Origin of the sequence: Methylobacterium nigriterrae, assembly GCF_037106235.1 — a bacterium.
In the GTDB taxonomy this organism is placed as follows: Bacteria; Pseudomonadota; Alphaproteobacteria; order Rhizobiales; family Beijerinckiaceae; genus Methylobacterium; species Methylobacterium nigriterrae.
On sequence record NZ_JBAWTG010000020.1, the window covers coordinates 74,761 to 88,373 of the forward strand.

Below are 13,613 nucleotides of genomic sequence, written 5' to 3' on the forward strand. Positions count from 1 at the left end.
CCTCAGCGCCGGTCGAGCCGGCCGCCCTCGCTCCGCCCCTCGGCCCTCCGGGCGAACAGCGTCGCGCCCGCCAAGGCCCCGAGGACGAGCGCGAGGCCGAGCCTGAGGCGGCGCGCGCCTTGTCGCCCGCCCGCGTCCGGATCGGCGCAGGCCGGCTCGCGGTCCGCGTCGTGTCGGTTCCGAATCGCCTGCCCGCTCATCGTCTCCCTCCGCTTCCCTGGCGCGCTTGCCCGCCCGCGTTGCCTCCCGGCGGGAGGCCGGCCTATAACCCCGGCCATTCCAACGCGGCGACGTCGAGGATGGGCCCGCCCGGCGGACCGTTCCTCCGTCGCGACAGACACCGTCAGGGTCACGCCATGGCCGGCCATTCCCAGTTCAAGAACATCATGCACCGCAAGGGCCGGGTGGACGCGGTCCGCTCGAAGCTGTTCGGCAAGCTCGCCCGCGAGATCACGGTGGCGGCCAAGCTCGGCACGCCCGACCCGGCCATGAACCCGCGCCTGCGCGCCGCCGTGCTGGCGGCGCGGGCCGAGAACATGCCCAAGGACAACATCGAGCGCGCCATCAAGAAGGCGGCCGGCGGCGAGGGCGAGAACTACGAGGAGATCCGCTACGAGGGCTACGGCCCGGGCGGGGCCGCCCTCATCGTCGAGGCCCAGACCGACAACCGCAACCGCACGGCGAGCGACGTGCGCTCGGCCTTCACCAAGGCCGGCGGCAGCCTCGCGGAGACGGGCGCGGTCTCCTTCATGTTCGACCGGGTCGGGATCGTCGCCTACCCGGCCGCGGTGGCGGATGCCGACGCGATGCTGGAGGCCGCCATCGAGGCCGGCGCCGACGACGTGCGCTCGGACGAGAGCGGCCACGAGGTCACCTGCGCGCAGGACGCCTACGGCGAGGTGAGCAAGGCGCTCGAGGCCCGCTTCGGCGAGCCGAGCCGCACGGCCCTGGTCTGGAAGGCCCAGAACACGATCGACGTCGACGACGAGACCGGCGAGAAGCTCGTCCGCCTCGTCGAGGTGATCGAGGACCAGGACGACGTGCAGAACGTCTACGTCAATTTCGCGCTCTCCGAGGCGCTGATGGCCAAGCTCGAGGCCTGAGCCTCGCCCACGCGGGAACGGCCCCGCGCGCCTTCGGCGCCGGGGACATGGCCGGAGCGGGTCGCGCCAGGGTGACGCGGGACGCCGCGGAAACCACGCGAACGCGTTTGCAACTCAAAGGCCGGTCCCCCGGCGTCCCGCGGCCCCGGCCTGTCGGCGGGGCCGCGTCTCGCGTCGCGGTGTCTTCGGCGTCTCTCGACCTGCGCCATCGCCTGCGGGTTCCTGGTCGTCCCCGCGAGATGCGAACTGGGCGAAGCTGCCTCGCACGCCGCCTCGTAGTGGGCGGGCGCCGCAGTCCCTGGTCTGCCGCCCAGGAGCGGGTCGGGTGCGGCGGCATTTCCTCCGCCGCCGCCCGCCGCGCCCCGAGCGGCCTCGCGTCGAGCCGCCGCCCGGGGCGATGGCGACCGAAGCCACCGACGCGGGCACCGCCCCGCCGCCCCGGCCCCTCCGGTCGGTCCCCGGACGGGCCCCCCACGGGTGGGCGGCAGGTGGGAGAGTGAAAGCGCAGACTAGGATTATTGTCAAGATTTTTTTGCACGGGCCAAGCGCCGGCCGGCTCTGGCGCTCGAGCGAGGGGACCCGCGCCGGACGCCGTGCCGTCGAGGCTCTCGCCGGCCGCTGGGAAGGACGGTCGCCGTCCGGATTAACACTTGGCTGCATCACTTGGGGCCAACACACGCCAACAACTCTCGGCAGCAACTCTTGCCAACAACTCTTGGCAGTAACTCTTGCCAGCAACGCTTGCGATTTTTCTTTGCGGCCGGAGGCATAAGGTCTTCCGCGGGCACGAGGCAGGCGCCGCATCCGTCCTGCGCGGGGCGGCGGCCGCCTTCGACGGCTCGCGGAGCCGTCCGTCGGCTGCGGTGCATGCGGCGGACATTGCAAACTCTGGACGCGCCCCGGTTGTGCTGAACTCCGCCGCTGATGCGAGGAGGAAGCAATGCAGCCCATGGTTCCAGGCCTCATCGCGGCAGCCGCGAGGCGTCCGCTCGTCCAGGTGGCGGTGCTGTCGGCGCTCCTTGTCGCCACGGCATCCGGAACGGCGCTCGGAGAGCCGATCGCGACGTCCGGCACCACGCCCTACGTCACGCACTTCGTGCTCCGGCCGCTCGCGGGCATCGAGATCCAGGGGCTCGGCTCGGTGACCCCCCTGGAGGCGGTCGGCACGACGCAGAACCTCAAGGGCGAGGCCATGCTCGACAAGATGTCGGCCCGTTGCCTGGCGCTGAACGTCGCGTCGGGCGACAAGAAGTACATCGACGGCGCCTGCGTGCTCGCCGACAAGGACGGCGACCAGATCTTCTCCACCTTCGACACGCGCGACGTCGACAAGACGCAGCCCGATCTCGCCTGCGGCACGCACGTCATCACGGGCGGCACCGGCAAGTACGACGGCATCACGGGCCGCGAGCCCTTCGCCTGCAACGCGATGCCGGCCCTGGCCGGGTCCGGCGGCTACACGGCCTTGGACATCCCGCACAACACGACCTGGGAGATCAAGCCGAAGCAGGTCGGCGCCACCCAGCCGGGCGCGAGCGGCGCCACGAAGCCCTGAGACTCACGAAAGCCCGGCCCCGGCCGAGCTTTCTCCCGGGCGGGGCCGCCCGAGGCGAGTGGCCGGCGGCGCCCGCGGAATTCACGGGCCCGCGCCGCCGACGGTCGTCGGAGCGGCGGCGCGAGGCCGACGGGAGATGACCATGAAGACCCCGCTTCTCACCCTGTCGCTCCTGGCCCTCCTGGCCGGCGCGGCCGTTCCGATCTCCGCGCGCGTCGCCGCCGCCCCGGCCGACGACGTGCAGGTGGCCATGCAGCGTCTGAAGGCGAAGACCGCCGAGCTCGGCGCTCCGAGCGTGAAGGGGGAGGACGCCGTCGCCGGACGGACCGTCCCGGCCCTGTATTTCGGCCAGACCAAGATGAACGGCAACTTCGCCGTGGTGGACGCCGTGCAGAAGGACGTCGGCGGGACCGCGACGCTGTTCGTCAGGAGCGGCGGCGAGTTCGTGCGTGTCGCCACGAACGTCAAGAAGGACGACGGCTCGCGCGCGGTCGGCACCGTTCTCGACCCGAAGGGCAAGGCCTTCGCGGCGATCACGAAGGGCGACGCCTATTTCGGTGACGCCGATATCCTCGGCAAGCCCTACACGACGGGCTACGAGCCGATCCGCGATCCGAGCAGCGGCGTCATCGGGATCTACTACGTGGGCTATCTGAAGAAGTAGAGCACGGTGCGGACACGTGGAATCCGGCTTTCCGGACTCATCGTGCGGCCACGATAAGTTAGAGCATGCTGCCGTCTCCACGACATGGCGGCATGCTCCAGCCTCCGGCCTCCCGGCATCGTGCCCGCGTGATCAGAACCGCCGCATGGGGCGATTGTAGAGCTCGGCGTTCCAGAGGGCCCGCTCGTCGGCGCGCGTCCAGCGGCCGACATGCGTCTCCTGCCGGCCCGGGAGCGCGGTCTGATGGTCCCGAGCGGGCGCCGCGCCGCGCACGGCGTTCACGCCGCGCAGCGCGGTGGAGAGCTGCGCCTCCGGGATTCCGGCAAGCACCAGGGCGATGCCGACGAGCGGCGACAGGTCGCGAGGCATGAAGATCCTTGTGGCTCGGCACGATGCAGGTGGAATGGCGATCGTGCGGGCGGGTTCCCGCGGGGGCTCCGTCGGGCGGGCGCGCGCGAAGTCTTTCGGCGCGACGGATGCGGCCGTGGCCGGGCCGATAATCCAGCGAGAACTGGTAAACGGACGAGCCCCCCGGCTTAATCCCCGAGAATAACTTGAAATCCATGAATTATTCTTCTTGCGCGCCAATCTGACATACCAAATAATGCATGCAAGATTGCCGCGAATGGACTCCACTACGAGAGGCCCGGCGGCACGCGAACGCTTTCGGCCAGCGGCTACGCCAGGATCCATCGAACCGCTGGACGTCGGTGCAAGGTAGAAGGAGGAACACCCATGGCGTCGTCGAGTGCCGCGCAGAGCGTCGCGAAATCAACCCCGAACCGATGGTTGCAGATCGTCCTCGGCGTCGCCTGCATGGTGGCGGCCGCGAACATCCAGTACGCCTGGACCCTGTTCGTCCCCGAGATCCAGAAGACGTTCGGCTGGGATCGCGCCGCGATCCAGGTGGCGTTCACGATCTTCGTCATCGTGCAGACCTGGCTGACGCCGATCGAGGGCTACTTCATCGACAAGTACGGCCCGAGCCGCGTCGTGATGTTCGGCGGCCTCATGACCGGCCTCGCCTGGGTGGTGAACTCCTACGCGACCTCGCTGACCGGCTTCTACGTCGGCGCCGTCATCGGCGGCATCGGCGTCGGCTGCGTCTACGCCACCTGCGTCAACAACGCCCTCAAGTGGTTCCCCGACAAGCGCGGCCTCGCGGTCGGCCTGACGGCGGGCGGCTACGGCGCGGGCTCGGCCCTGACCATCCTGCCGATCGCCAAGATGATCGACGCGGGCAGCTACGCCCAGGCGTTCTTCACCTTCGGGTTGATCCAGGGCGCGATCATCATCCTGGCCGCCGCCTTCATGCGGGCGCCTGCCAAGGACGAGGTGAGGTTCTCGACCAAGGTGCTGCAGACCCGGCGCGACTACACGCTCGGCGAGGCGCTGCGCACGCCGGTCTTCTACGTCATGCTGCTGATGTTCACCTGCACGGTGACGGGCGGCCTGATGGCTGTGGCCCAGCTCGGCGTGATCGCGCAGGACCTCGGCGTGAAGAACTTCCAGGTGAACCTGTACTTCTTCACGATGGCGGCCCTGCCCTTCGCGTTGATGCTCGACCGCATCATGAACGGCATCTCGCGGCCCCTGTTCGGCTTCGTCTCGGACCGGATCGGCCGCGAGAAGACCATGTTCATCGCCTTCGCGATGGAGGGCATCGGCATCGTGGCGCTCGGCTATTTCGGCTCGAACCCGTGGGCCTTCGTGATCCTGTCGGGCGTCGTGTTCCTGGCCTGGGGCGAGGTCTACTCGCTGTTCAGCGCCACCGCGGCCGACACCTTCGGCTCGAAGCACATCGGCAAGATCTACGGCGTGCTCTACTGCGCCAAGGGATTCGCCGCCCTGTTCGTGCCGATCGGCAACGTGATCATGCAGGCGACCGGCACCTGGTCGACGGTGCTCTACACGGTGGCGACCATGGACCTCATCGCGGCCTTCCTCGCCGTCGCGGTCCTGCGGCCGATGCTCAAGCGCCACCACGCCGCCAACGGCGTGGCCGTTCCGGCGGGCGCGCTCGCCCACGCCTGAGCGGCCCCGAGGTCCGTCCCGGCACCAAGGCCCGCCCCGTCCCGGGGCGGGCCGTCCCGGCCGCCGGCGCCGCATCCGCACGGGACCGGGCGGGATCGCATCCCGCTCGTCCGCTCGGGACAAGGCGGCGCCGCAACAGGCCTGCCCGAGAACGAGAAAAGCCCATCCCGCGCCTCGACCGATCGCCGAAGGGCCTGAGATGAACGTCGCCGCCGCGCTCGCCCTGCAGAGCATCCCCTTCGCGGCGCTCGTGCTCGTCACCATGACGGGCAACCGGGACCTCTTCACGATCCTCTACATGGCCGCACTCGGCCTGATCCTGTCGGTGATCGCGATGGCCGACGGCCTCTACGCGCTGCCGCCGATGCTCGGCCTCGCCCACGACGCCCACCGCTGAGCCGGGCCGCGGCGCGCGGCCGATGACGAGGCATTCCCCGGTGCGAACCAAGCCTTAAGGATAACCGGGCCGGGCGGGCCGAATACGGCCCGGATCCGGGTTTCAGCGAACGGCGCAACGATTCCGCAAGGCGAAGCGCATTATCCAATACACGCCGGACTTGTATTGCACGAGCCGCGCGATGGATGAGCGTGAGCCGCGACGATGCTGAGAGTTCTGACCCTGGCGGCCCGCTTCCGAGCCCGAAACGGCCGCGCCCGGCCCGCCTTCCTGCGGGCGCGGGAGGGCTCCACGGCGGTGGAATTCGCTCTCCTCGCCCTGCCGTTCCTGGCGATCCTGAGCGCGATCCTCGAAGTCGCCATCGGCTCCTGGGCGCAGGACATGCTGCAGCAGGCCGTCAGCGACGCGGGGCGGCAGATCTATACCGGGCGCTTCCAGAAGGGCACGGCGGGCACCAGCGGCAGCGCGAACCTCCTCGACGCCTTCCGGTCGCAGCTCTGCCAGGAGAACGGCCAGCCGCGCAACACCCTGTTCGCCTGCGCCAACGTGCGCCTCAACATCCAGCAGGTCGACGATTTCCAGAACGTCGCCCTGGTGGCGCCTACCGCCGTCAACCCGGCGACCGGCGCGAGCGACTGGAACCCGGCCTTCGGCAGCGCCTATGCCTGCGGCCGCACCAGCGCCATCGTGGTCATCCAGGCGGCGGTGGACTTCCCCGTCTTCTTCGCCCTGCTCAATCCGGGCGCCGTGACGCTTCCGGGCGGGCGGCGCGTGCTCCAGGCCGCCACCGTCTTCCGGGTGGAACCCTACGACTCGACGGGGGTGTGCTCGTGAGCCGCCCGATGCCCCGCATCGCCGCGCGGCTGCCCCTCGCCGCCCTGCTCCGGCGCGCGCCCCGCTTCCCCTGCGAGGCGGGCGGCGTCGCGGCCGTCGAGTTCGCCCTGATCCTGCCGCTCCTGATCGCGCTGTATCTCGGCGCGGTCGAGACCACGCGGGCGATCGACAACAGCCGCAAGTTCAGCCTGTTCGCCCGCGCCGTGGCGGATCTGAGCGGGCGCGCGCCCATGACCACGATGGATCCGATCTTCAGCGCCTCGGCGGCGATCCTGCAGCCCTTCGACGCCGGCCAGGTCAGCATCGTCGTCAACGCGATGGGCGTCGAGGACGAGAACGGGACCCTCTCGGGCTTCGTTTGCTCCAGCGCCGCCAACGCCAACGCGACGCCGCGGACGCAGAACGCCCCGGCCGGGCAGGACGGCATCCCGGCGGTGCCGCCGATCTACCGCTTCGACGGCGCCCGCTACATCCTGGCGGAGGTGAGCATGCCCTACGCGCCGGTGATCGGCTCGCGGATCTACGCGGCGATCTTCGGCTCGACCTCGCTCGTCTTCCGCCAGCAGATCGCCTGGGCCGAGCGGGCCGACGGCGAGATCATCCTGCCGGGAGGCGCCGCGTGCCGAAATCCCTGACCCGCCCCTCGTGCCGGACCCGCGGCATGCCCCCCCTCGCGCGCATTCGCGCCCAGCTCCGCCGGATCGTCCGCGAGCGGTCGGGGCAGGTCGCCCTGACCTTCGGCCTCGCCCTCGTGCCGCTCCTGTTCGCCACCGGCGCCACGATCGATTACGGCCGGCGCAACGCCGCCAAGGTGCGGCTCGACGCGGCGCTCGACGCGGCCGTACTCGCCGTCACGAGCCAGAAGGTGAACACGATCTCGGCGACGGCGCTCGCCAGCGTGCAGACCCAGTTCCTGGCCGACGCTGCCCGGGTGCCGGGCGTGACCGTGACCTCGATCGTGCCGGCGCCGATCGGCGACGGCACCACGGTCGGCCTGACGGCGAGCTACACGGCCACCGTCCGCACCACGCTCGGCAGCCTGATGGGCGTGCGCGACCTCGCGATCAGCGGCACGGCCTCGGGCACCCGCAATCTCTCGCAGTATATCGACTACTACCTTCTGCTCGACAATTCGCCCTCGATGGGGCTCGCCGCCACGTCCGCGGACATCTCGAACATGCAGCAGGTGACGTCGGACAAGTGCGCGTTCGCCTGCCACGAGCACACGTTCGACGCGCAGGGGAACGTGACGGGCGACAACCTGAACGACCACTACCACATCGCCCAGAAATACAACATCAAGCTGCGCATCCACGTGTTGCGCGACGCGGTGAAGAGCCTCGTCGACAGGGCCAAGTCGTCGATGCTCCTGCCGCAGCAGTATCGGATGGAGATGTGGACCTTCAGCGACTTCCAGACGAAGATCTCAAGCCTCACGACGAACCTCGACCAGACGAAGTCCGACGCGGGCCTGATCGATCTCGCCTACGGCTACAGGAGCAAGTCGGCCAACCAGACCTCGTACGAGCGGGCGCTCGCCCGGATGAACGGCGTCGTTCCGGCGGGCGGGAGCGGCGCGACGCAGGCGGAACCGATCCGCTTCCTGTTCTTCGTGACCGACGGGGTGCAGGACACGCCGGTCGATGCCGGCGGCGTCAGCGATCCGGGCAGCGGCGGCTTCGTCAACAGCAACCGCTTTATCAGCCCGATCAATCCGGCGACCTGCCAGGCCATGAAGGACAAGGGCATCCGGATCGGGATCATCTACACGACCTACCTGCCGCTCTACGACAACCCCTTCTACAACAAGTGGGTGAAGCCGTTCGAATCCGGCATCGCGCCCCGGCTGCAGGCCTGCGCGACGGACGGTCTGTTCTTTCCCGTCGAGACGGACGGCAGCATCAGCGTGGCGCTGCAGAAGCTCTTCGACGCCTCGGTGGCCTCGGTGCGGCTGACGAACTGAGGGCTACCCCCCGGGCTCACGCCGCGTGCGGGTGCGCCGGCGCGGCGGCCCGCGCCGCGTCGAGGATGCCGAGGATCTCGCGCCCGGTGTCGTGGCGGGCGAAGGCCGCCGCGAGGGCGGCGGCGCGCTCGGCGAAGCGGGGCTCGGCCAGAACCTCCTCGGCGGCGGCGCGGATCGCCCGCTCCCCGGGCTCGTTCGCCGCGAGGTTGAGGCCGACGCCCGACCAGCCGATGCGCGCGCCGATCTCGGCCTTGTCCTCGGTCAGTCCGGCCGAGACCATGGGCACGCCCGCGACCAGGGCCTGCGTGACGCTGCCGTAGCCGCCGTTCGTGACGAACAGGTCGACCTTCGGCATCAGGGCGTCGAAGGGCAGGAAGCGCGAGACCCGCGCGTTGGGGGCGAGCGGCCCGCGCAGGGCCTCGACCGGGCGCCCGCCGGTCGTCGCGACGACGAGGAGGTCGTCCCGGTGGGCGAGCGCGGCGAGCGTCGGCTCAATCAGCTCGCCGAGATCCGCGTTGGCGAGCGTTCCTTGCGTGACGAGGACGACGCGGCGCCTCCCGTCGAGCTCGCCCCACCAGTCCGGCAGCGGCACCTCCGCGGCGGGCAGCGGCAGGGCGCCGACGAAGCGCAAGCGCTCGGGCAGCGGCCCGTAATCGTACTCGAATTCGCGCACCGTCGGCTGGATCAGGGCGTCGGGCAGGATCAGGATCGACTGGGTCAGCGAGGCCGGCAGCGGCCGGGCGCCGAGGCGCGCGAGCGTCGCGTCGGCGTAGGCGCGCACCGGGTTCGTGAAGGCGATCGCGGCCGCCGCCCCGATCGCCGCGTGCCGCGCCTGCTCGGCGGCGTCGCGGGCCGGCGGCAGGCCGGGCCCGAGCGGCGCCCCGTCCGGCCGGTCGTGGAACAGGAAGCTGACGTTGTAGCCGACGACCGGCGGGCGCGGCGCCTCTGACAGGAGGAGCGGCAGGATTCCGAGGAACATCGTGCCGGCGACGATCAGGTCGGGCCGCTCGTGCGCGACGAGGTCGCGCAGCGCCGCCGCCTGGAGCGGGATCGGATCGATGAAGCGGCGCTCGAACTCGCGCCGGGCGCGCTCGGGGCCGGCCGGCAGCGCGGTCTCGCGGTACTCGGCGGAGGAATCGTCCGCATAGGCGACGCAGCGGAAGCCCGCCGCCGCGACCCGGGGCGCGAAGGCCGCCGAGGTCGTCACCACCACCTCGTCGCCGCGCGCGGCCGCGAGGCGCGCGAGGGCGAGGAGCGGGTTGATGTGCCCGGTGAGCGGCGTCGCGGCGAGAAGGATCTTCATCGCGGAATCTCCTCAATGTCCGAATCGCTTCCACCCGCGATGTCGGGTCCGATGCCGGGATCTTCGAGGGTCGCTGCCACACGTTACGGCCGCAAAGGCCGCGCATGTGCCGTTCGGCACGCCCGCGGTTTGGCGAAACGGTCCGTTCACGCTATGTGCTTACCGCTCCGGGGGCGGCGCGGCTGAGCGCGCCGCGAGCCGAGGCAGATCCCGTGGCAGGTTCGATGAGTGCTCCCGTCCGCATCCTGGGGATCGATCCGGGCCTGCGCCGCACCGGCTGGGGCGTGGTGACGGCCACCGGCACCCGGCTCGCCTACGTCGATTGCGGGGTGGTCACCTCGGACGGAGAGCTGCCGCTCGCGCTGCGCCTGCGCGAGCTCTACGAGGGCGTCACCCGCATCGTCGAGGCGTTCCGGCCGGACGAGGTCTCGGTGGAGGAGACCTTCGTCAACAAGGACGCGCAGGCGACGCTCAAGCTCGGCCACGCCCGCGCGGTCGCGCTGCTCGTGCCGGCGCTCGCCGGCGTGCCGGTCTTCGAGTACTCGGCCAACCTCATCAAGAAGACGGTCGCGGGCTCGGGCCATGCCGAGAAGAGCCAGATCCAGGCGATGGTGAAGTTCCTGCTGCCCAAGGCCGAGTTCAGGCTCGCGGACGCGGCCGACGCCCTCGCCATCGCCATCACGCACAACAGCCACCGGGGCGCGCACGCCCTGAAGCGCAGCCACCTGCCGGCCGGCGCGACGGGCAAGGCCGCCGAGCGGATCGCGGCGGCGCTCGCGCGGCAGGCGTGAGGCGCGCTACTCCACCGCCTTGAACTCGCCCTCGAGGCGCAGCGAGACCTCGTCGCCGAGCACCGGCAGGAAGGCGCTGACGCCGAAATCCGAGCGCTTGAGCACCGCGCGCCCATCGAAGCCCACCGTGTACTTCCTGTCGACGGGGCTGATCCCGGCCTGGTTGAAGGTGGCGTCGAAGGCGACCGGCTTCGTCACGCCCTTGAGCGTCAGCTCTCCGCTGACGCGGGCCGTGGTCGGGCTCGTCGGCTCCACCGAGGTCGCCGTGAAGATGGCCTTGGGGAACTTCGCGGTGTCGAGGAAGTCCGGGGATTTCAGGTGCTGGTTCAGCCGCTCGTTGAGCCCGTTCACGCTGTCGGTGCCGATCGTGACCGAGAGGCGCGACCGCGTCGGGTCCTTCGGGTCGAGGGTGGCCTGGGCGGCCACGTCCGTGATCTGCCCGTAATAGGTCGAGAAGCCGAGATGGCTCACCGACCAGGTGATCTTGCCGTGGGCCGGGTCGAGCGCGTAGGCGCCGGGACGCACCTGGGTCGGATCGGCCGAGGGCGCGGGTGGGGCCGGATCCTCGGCCGCGGCGAGCGGAGCGCCGGCGAGGAGGAGCGCGAGGGAGAGGATCGGCGCGGTCTGGCGCATCGTGCGGGTCACCCGAATCGATTGTGGCGTGATGATCTGGCGGGAGGGTCTCGGCGAAGCCGGCCCTTGGTCTCACGAACGCGGGGCGGCCTCAAGCGCGGGCGCCTGTGGCGCATGAAGCGCGGGCGCCTGTGGCGCATGGCGCCGGCGCGCCCCGCCCTGTAGGCAGGCCGGGACGGTATTCGCGTGGGGTGGGGCTGATGATCGGCAAGCTCAAGGGGGTGGTGGACTCGTTCGGCGAGGATTTCGTGATCCTCGACGTGCAGGGCGTCGGCTACGTGGTGCATTGCTCGGCCCGCACCCTGCAGCGCCTGCCGAAGGCCGGCGAGCCGGCCGAGCTCGCCATCGAGACCCACGTGCGCGAGGACATGATCCGCCTCTACGGATTCCGCTCGGACCCGGAGCGGGAATGGTTCCGCCTGCTCCAGACCGTGCAAGGGGTCGGCAGCAAGGTCGCCCTCGGCCTGCTCTCGGTGCTGGAGCCCGACGCGCTGGGGAGCGCCATCGCCATGGGCGACAAGGCGGCCGTGGCCCGCGCGCCCGGCGTCGGCCCACGGCTCGCCGCCCGAATCGTCGCCGAGCTCAGGGAGAAGGCCCCCGTCTTCGCGCCGGTCGACCCGGCCCTCGTCGCCCTCGCGGGCGCCGTCGAGGACCGCACCGCGCCCCGGCCCGTGGCGGATGCGGTCTCGGCGCTGGTCAATCTCGGCTACCCGCAGGTCCAGGCCTCGGCGGCCGTCGCGGCCGCCCTCAAGGGGGCCGGCGACGATGCCGAGGCCAAGACCCTGATCCGCCTCGGGCTGCGCGAACTCGCCCGCTGAGCGTCGGGGCCACCGGACGGGCCCGGGGCCGCGGGCGCGCGATCCTGTTGTGGGCACGAAATCTGGGATGCCAGGGTTGCCAACCGCGGCCGGTCCAGCTAACGTGTTGAAAGTAATACAGTTTTCAAAGGTTCTAATCTAGCCAGCAAGGCGGTGGCGGGCTTGGGCTTTTCCCCCTCGAAGCTCCCCGCTCCCGCGAACCCCCGATCGGCCGGATGGCACACCCGTTCGGCCGTCCTCCCACCTGCGGCGTGATCCCAGAGCGAGTTGCGGCCTCGAATGATCGTCTGTTCCTGCAACGTCCTGTCCGACGGCGCGGTGCGCGCCTGCCTCAACGGCGGCGCGGCCTGCCCGCGCACGCCCGCCCAGGTCTATGCGTGCCTCGGCTGCAGCCCGAAATGCGGCCGCTGCGCCCGCACCATCCGCTCGATCATGCAGAAGGCGCTCGACGAGGCGGCTCATTCCTGCACGGCCGCTTGCGCAAGCACCTGCTCTCTGGTCAAGGTCCAGGCAGCGGAGGAGGGGATCGCCGCCTGAGACGCGGGCAGGCGCCCGGCCGTCCCCTTCCGGCTGACCTGAGCCTACGGGAGACGGACGGATGAAGGGTGATGTCAAGGTTGTCGAGTACCTCAACCGGGGCTTGCGCAGCGAACTGACGGCGGTGAGCCAGTACTGGCTCCATTTCCGCATGCTGAACGACTGGGGCTACATCGACCTCGCCAAGTTCTGGCGCAAGGAATCGATCGAGGAGATGAACCACGCGGACCGCTTCGTCGACCGCATCCTCTTCCTCGACGGCTTCCCCAACCTCCAGGAGCTCGATCCGCTGCGGATCGGCCAGAACGTCCAGGAGATCATCGAGTGCGACCTCGCCGCCGAGAACGAGGCGCGCGCGCTCTATCTCGAGGCCGCCCAGTACTGCGACTCGATCAACGACCGCGTCTCCAAGCTCCTGTTCGAGGACCTCGCCTCCGACGAGGAAGGCCATATCGACTTCCTGGAGACGCAGCTGGAGCTGATCAAGCAGATCGGCCTGCCCCTCTACGCCCAGCGCCATATCGGCGGGCTGGAGAAGATCGAGCCCGAGGTGGAGTGAGGGCGGCGGGCGCGCGGGCCGGGGATCCCGCGCGTCGGGCTTCCGGCAAGACGCCCGCAAGGCGCCGGCAAGCCGCCCGCTGCGCCGTCGCGGCCGGAAGGAGGCTCCCGGGCGCGGGGAATCTGGCGAGGCGCTCTTAGACTTCCGCGGCGCCCCGGGGTAGGAGGGTCGGGCCCATGTCCAAGCCCCTGAACAGGCCCAGAGCCCTGCCCAAGACTCCGCCCAGGCCCTCGTCCAAGCCCTCGTCCAAGACGCCCCCCAAGGCGCCTCCCGAGGCGCCCCCCAAGACCCTCCTCAGCCCGGAGAGCCGCCCGGACGACGTCGACCAGACGGTGCGTCCACTGGTTTTGTCGGAGTTTGTGGGTCAGCGCGCGGCGCGTGCGAACCTTCAGGTGTTCATCGAGGCGGCGCGGAAGACGGGC

At 70.6% G+C, this 13,613-nt stretch carries 16 protein-coding genes and 1 pseudogene; 13 read left to right on the plus strand and 4 right to left on the minus strand.

The features are described 5' to 3' along the window. Positions 1 to 2 precede the first annotated feature (2 nt). Positions 3 to 200 carry a hypothetical protein gene (locus WDW90_RS13320; RefSeq protein ID WP_336487867.1) on the minus strand — a complete coding sequence of 66 codons (198 nt, stop codon included), beginning with the start codon at positions 198 to 200 and terminating at the stop codon, positions 3 to 5. Positions 201 to 356: 156 nt separating this feature from the next. Between WDW90_RS13320 and WDW90_RS13325 the strand changes: the two genes are divergently transcribed. The 3 genes from WDW90_RS13325 (at position 357) to WDW90_RS13335 (ending at position 3,322) form a co-directional block, all read left to right on the plus strand. Beyond that, positions 357 to 1,103 (plus strand): YebC/PmpR family DNA-binding transcriptional regulator, encoded by a 747-nt coding sequence (locus WDW90_RS13325; RefSeq protein WP_336487868.1) that lies wholly within the window; start codon positions 357 to 359, stop codon positions 1,101 to 1,103. 949 nt (positions 1,104 to 2,052) lie between these two features. Further along, positions 2,053 to 2,658 carry a hypothetical protein gene (locus WDW90_RS13330; protein WP_336487869.1) on the plus strand — a complete coding sequence of 202 codons (606 nt, stop codon included), beginning with the start codon at positions 2,053 to 2,055 and terminating at the stop codon, positions 2,656 to 2,658. 142 nt (positions 2,659 to 2,800) lie between these two features. Continuing rightward, entirely contained in the window at positions 2,801 to 3,322 is a 522-nt protein-coding gene (locus WDW90_RS13335) for a Cache 3/Cache 2 fusion domain-containing protein (RefSeq protein ID WP_336487870.1), read from the plus strand. 132 nt (positions 3,323 to 3,454) lie between these two features. Here the strand turns inward: WDW90_RS13335 and WDW90_RS13340 are convergent, their stop codons facing one another. Then, positions 3,455 to 3,691, minus strand: a complete 237-nt coding sequence (locus WDW90_RS13340) for a hypothetical protein (protein ID WP_336487871.1) — start codon at positions 3,689 to 3,691, stop codon at positions 3,455 to 3,457. A gap of 366 nt (positions 3,692 to 4,057) precedes the next feature. Between WDW90_RS13340 and oxlT the strand changes: the two genes are divergently transcribed. From oxlT to WDW90_RS13365, 5 genes are all read left to right on the plus strand, one after another. Further along, complete coding sequence (oxlT, locus tag WDW90_RS13345) at positions 4,058 to 5,356, plus strand: oxalate/formate MFS antiporter (RefSeq protein ID WP_336487872.1); 1,299 nt, start codon at positions 4,058 to 4,060, stop codon at positions 5,354 to 5,356. Positions 5,357 to 5,555: 199 nt separating this feature from the next. Further along, entirely contained in the window at positions 5,556 to 5,753 is a 198-nt protein-coding gene (locus tag WDW90_RS13350; RefSeq protein WP_336487873.1) for a hypothetical protein, read from the plus strand. Positions 5,754 to 5,957: 204 nt separating this feature from the next. After that, entirely contained in the window at positions 5,958 to 6,587 is a 630-nt protein-coding gene (locus tag WDW90_RS13355) for a TadE/TadG family type IV pilus assembly protein (protein WP_336487874.1), read from the plus strand. Positions 6,588 to 6,595: 8 nt separating this feature from the next. Continuing rightward, positions 6,596 to 7,222 carry a TadE/TadG family type IV pilus assembly protein gene (locus tag WDW90_RS13360; protein WP_336487875.1) on the plus strand — a complete coding sequence of 209 codons (627 nt, stop codon included), beginning with the start codon at positions 6,596 to 6,598 and terminating at the stop codon, positions 7,220 to 7,222. A gap of 26 nt (positions 7,223 to 7,248) precedes the next feature. Further along, the gene (locus tag WDW90_RS13365) at positions 7,249 to 8,550 is read left to right on the plus strand and encodes a TadE/TadG family type IV pilus assembly protein (protein ID WP_336487876.1); all 1,302 of its coding nucleotides are present in this window, start codon (positions 7,249 to 7,251) and stop codon (positions 8,548 to 8,550) included. A gap of 16 nt (positions 8,551 to 8,566) precedes the next feature. On the opposite strand, the gene WDW90_RS13370 is transcribed toward WDW90_RS13365, so the two are convergent. Then, positions 8,567 to 9,853, minus strand: coding sequence for a nucleotide disphospho-sugar-binding domain-containing protein (locus WDW90_RS13370; RefSeq protein ID WP_336487877.1), 1,287 nt, complete (start codon positions 9,851 to 9,853; stop codon positions 8,567 to 8,569). Between the two features lie 224 nt (positions 9,854 to 10,077). On the opposite strand from WDW90_RS13370, the gene ruvC reads away from it, so the two are divergent. Continuing rightward, complete coding sequence (gene ruvC / locus WDW90_RS13375) at positions 10,078 to 10,644, plus strand: crossover junction endodeoxyribonuclease RuvC (protein ID WP_336487878.1); 567 nt, start codon at positions 10,078 to 10,080, stop codon at positions 10,642 to 10,644. A 6-nt stretch (positions 10,645 to 10,650) separates the two neighbouring features. Here the strand turns inward: ruvC and WDW90_RS13380 are convergent, their stop codons facing one another. Beyond that, positions 10,651 to 11,277, minus strand: a complete 627-nt coding sequence (locus WDW90_RS13380) for a YceI family protein (protein WP_336487879.1) — start codon at positions 11,275 to 11,277, stop codon at positions 10,651 to 10,653. 200 nt (positions 11,278 to 11,477) lie between these two features. Here WDW90_RS13380 and ruvA point away from each other — a divergent pair, with 200 nt between their 5' ends. The 4 genes and pseudogenes from ruvA to WDW90_RS13400 all read left to right on the plus strand — a co-directional run. Further along, complete coding sequence (ruvA, locus tag WDW90_RS13385) at positions 11,478 to 12,095, plus strand: Holliday junction branch migration protein RuvA (protein WP_336487880.1); 618 nt, start codon at positions 11,478 to 11,480, stop codon at positions 12,093 to 12,095. 279 nt (positions 12,096 to 12,374) lie between these two features. After that, a complete protein-coding gene (locus WDW90_RS13390; protein WP_336487881.1) occupies positions 12,375 to 12,632 on the plus strand; it encodes a (2Fe-2S)-binding protein in 258 nt (85 codons plus the stop codon). Between the two features lie 61 nt (positions 12,633 to 12,693). Further along, on the plus strand, positions 12,694 to 13,191 hold the full coding sequence (gene bfr / locus WDW90_RS13395; RefSeq protein ID WP_336487882.1) for a bacterioferritin: 498 nt from the start codon (positions 12,694 to 12,696) through the stop codon (positions 13,189 to 13,191). Between the two features lie 176 nt (positions 13,192 to 13,367). Next, positions 13,368 to 13,613, plus strand: a pseudogene (locus WDW90_RS13400) (hypothetical protein); the annotation flags it as partial.

Bases quoted from the DNA above. Each gene is read 5' to 3' on its own strand.
- WDW90_RS13365 (WP_336487876.1), top strand. From the start codon at position 7,249: ATGCCCCCCCTCGCGCGCATTCGCGCCCAGCTCCGCCGGATCGTCCGC.
- WDW90_RS13360 (WP_336487875.1), top strand. From the start codon at position 6,596: ATGCCCCGCATCGCCGCGCGGCTGCCCCTCGCCGCCCTGCTCCGGCGC.
- bfr (WP_336487882.1), top strand. From the start codon at position 12,694: ATGAAGGGTGATGTCAAGGTTGTCGAGTACCTCAACCGGGGCTTGCGC.
- WDW90_RS13335 (WP_336487870.1), top strand. From the start codon at position 2,801: ATGAAGACCCCGCTTCTCACCCTGTCGCTCCTGGCCCTCCTGGCCGGC.
- ruvA (WP_336487880.1), top strand. From the start codon at position 11,478: ATGATCGGCAAGCTCAAGGGGGTGGTGGACTCGTTCGGCGAGGATTTC.
- WDW90_RS13370 (WP_336487877.1), bottom strand. From the start codon at position 9,853: ATGAAGATCCTTCTCGCCGCGACGCCGCTCACCGGGCACATCAACCCG.
- WDW90_RS13340 (WP_336487871.1), bottom strand. From the start codon at position 3,691: ATGCCTCGCGACCTGTCGCCGCTCGTCGGCATCGCCCTGGTGCTTGCC.
- WDW90_RS13350 (WP_336487873.1), top strand. From the start codon at position 5,556: ATGAACGTCGCCGCCGCGCTCGCCCTGCAGAGCATCCCCTTCGCGGCG.
- WDW90_RS13325 (WP_336487868.1), top strand. From the start codon at position 357: ATGGCCGGCCATTCCCAGTTCAAGAACATCATGCACCGCAAGGGCCGG.
- WDW90_RS13330 (WP_336487869.1), top strand. From the start codon at position 2,053: ATGGTTCCAGGCCTCATCGCGGCAGCCGCGAGGCGTCCGCTCGTCCAG.
- oxlT (WP_336487872.1), top strand. From the start codon at position 4,058: ATGGCGTCGTCGAGTGCCGCGCAGAGCGTCGCGAAATCAACCCCGAAC.
- WDW90_RS13355 (WP_336487874.1), top strand. From the start codon at position 5,958: ATGCTGAGAGTTCTGACCCTGGCGGCCCGCTTCCGAGCCCGAAACGGC.
- WDW90_RS13390 (WP_336487881.1), top strand. From the start codon at position 12,375: ATGATCGTCTGTTCCTGCAACGTCCTGTCCGACGGCGCGGTGCGCGCC.
- WDW90_RS13320 (WP_336487867.1), bottom strand. From the start codon at position 200: ATGAGCGGGCAGGCGATTCGGAACCGACACGACGCGGACCGCGAGCCG.
- ruvC (WP_336487878.1), top strand. From the start codon at position 10,078: ATGAGTGCTCCCGTCCGCATCCTGGGGATCGATCCGGGCCTGCGCCGC.
- WDW90_RS13380 (WP_336487879.1), bottom strand. From the start codon at position 11,277: ATGCGCCAGACCGCGCCGATCCTCTCCCTCGCGCTCCTCCTCGCCGGC.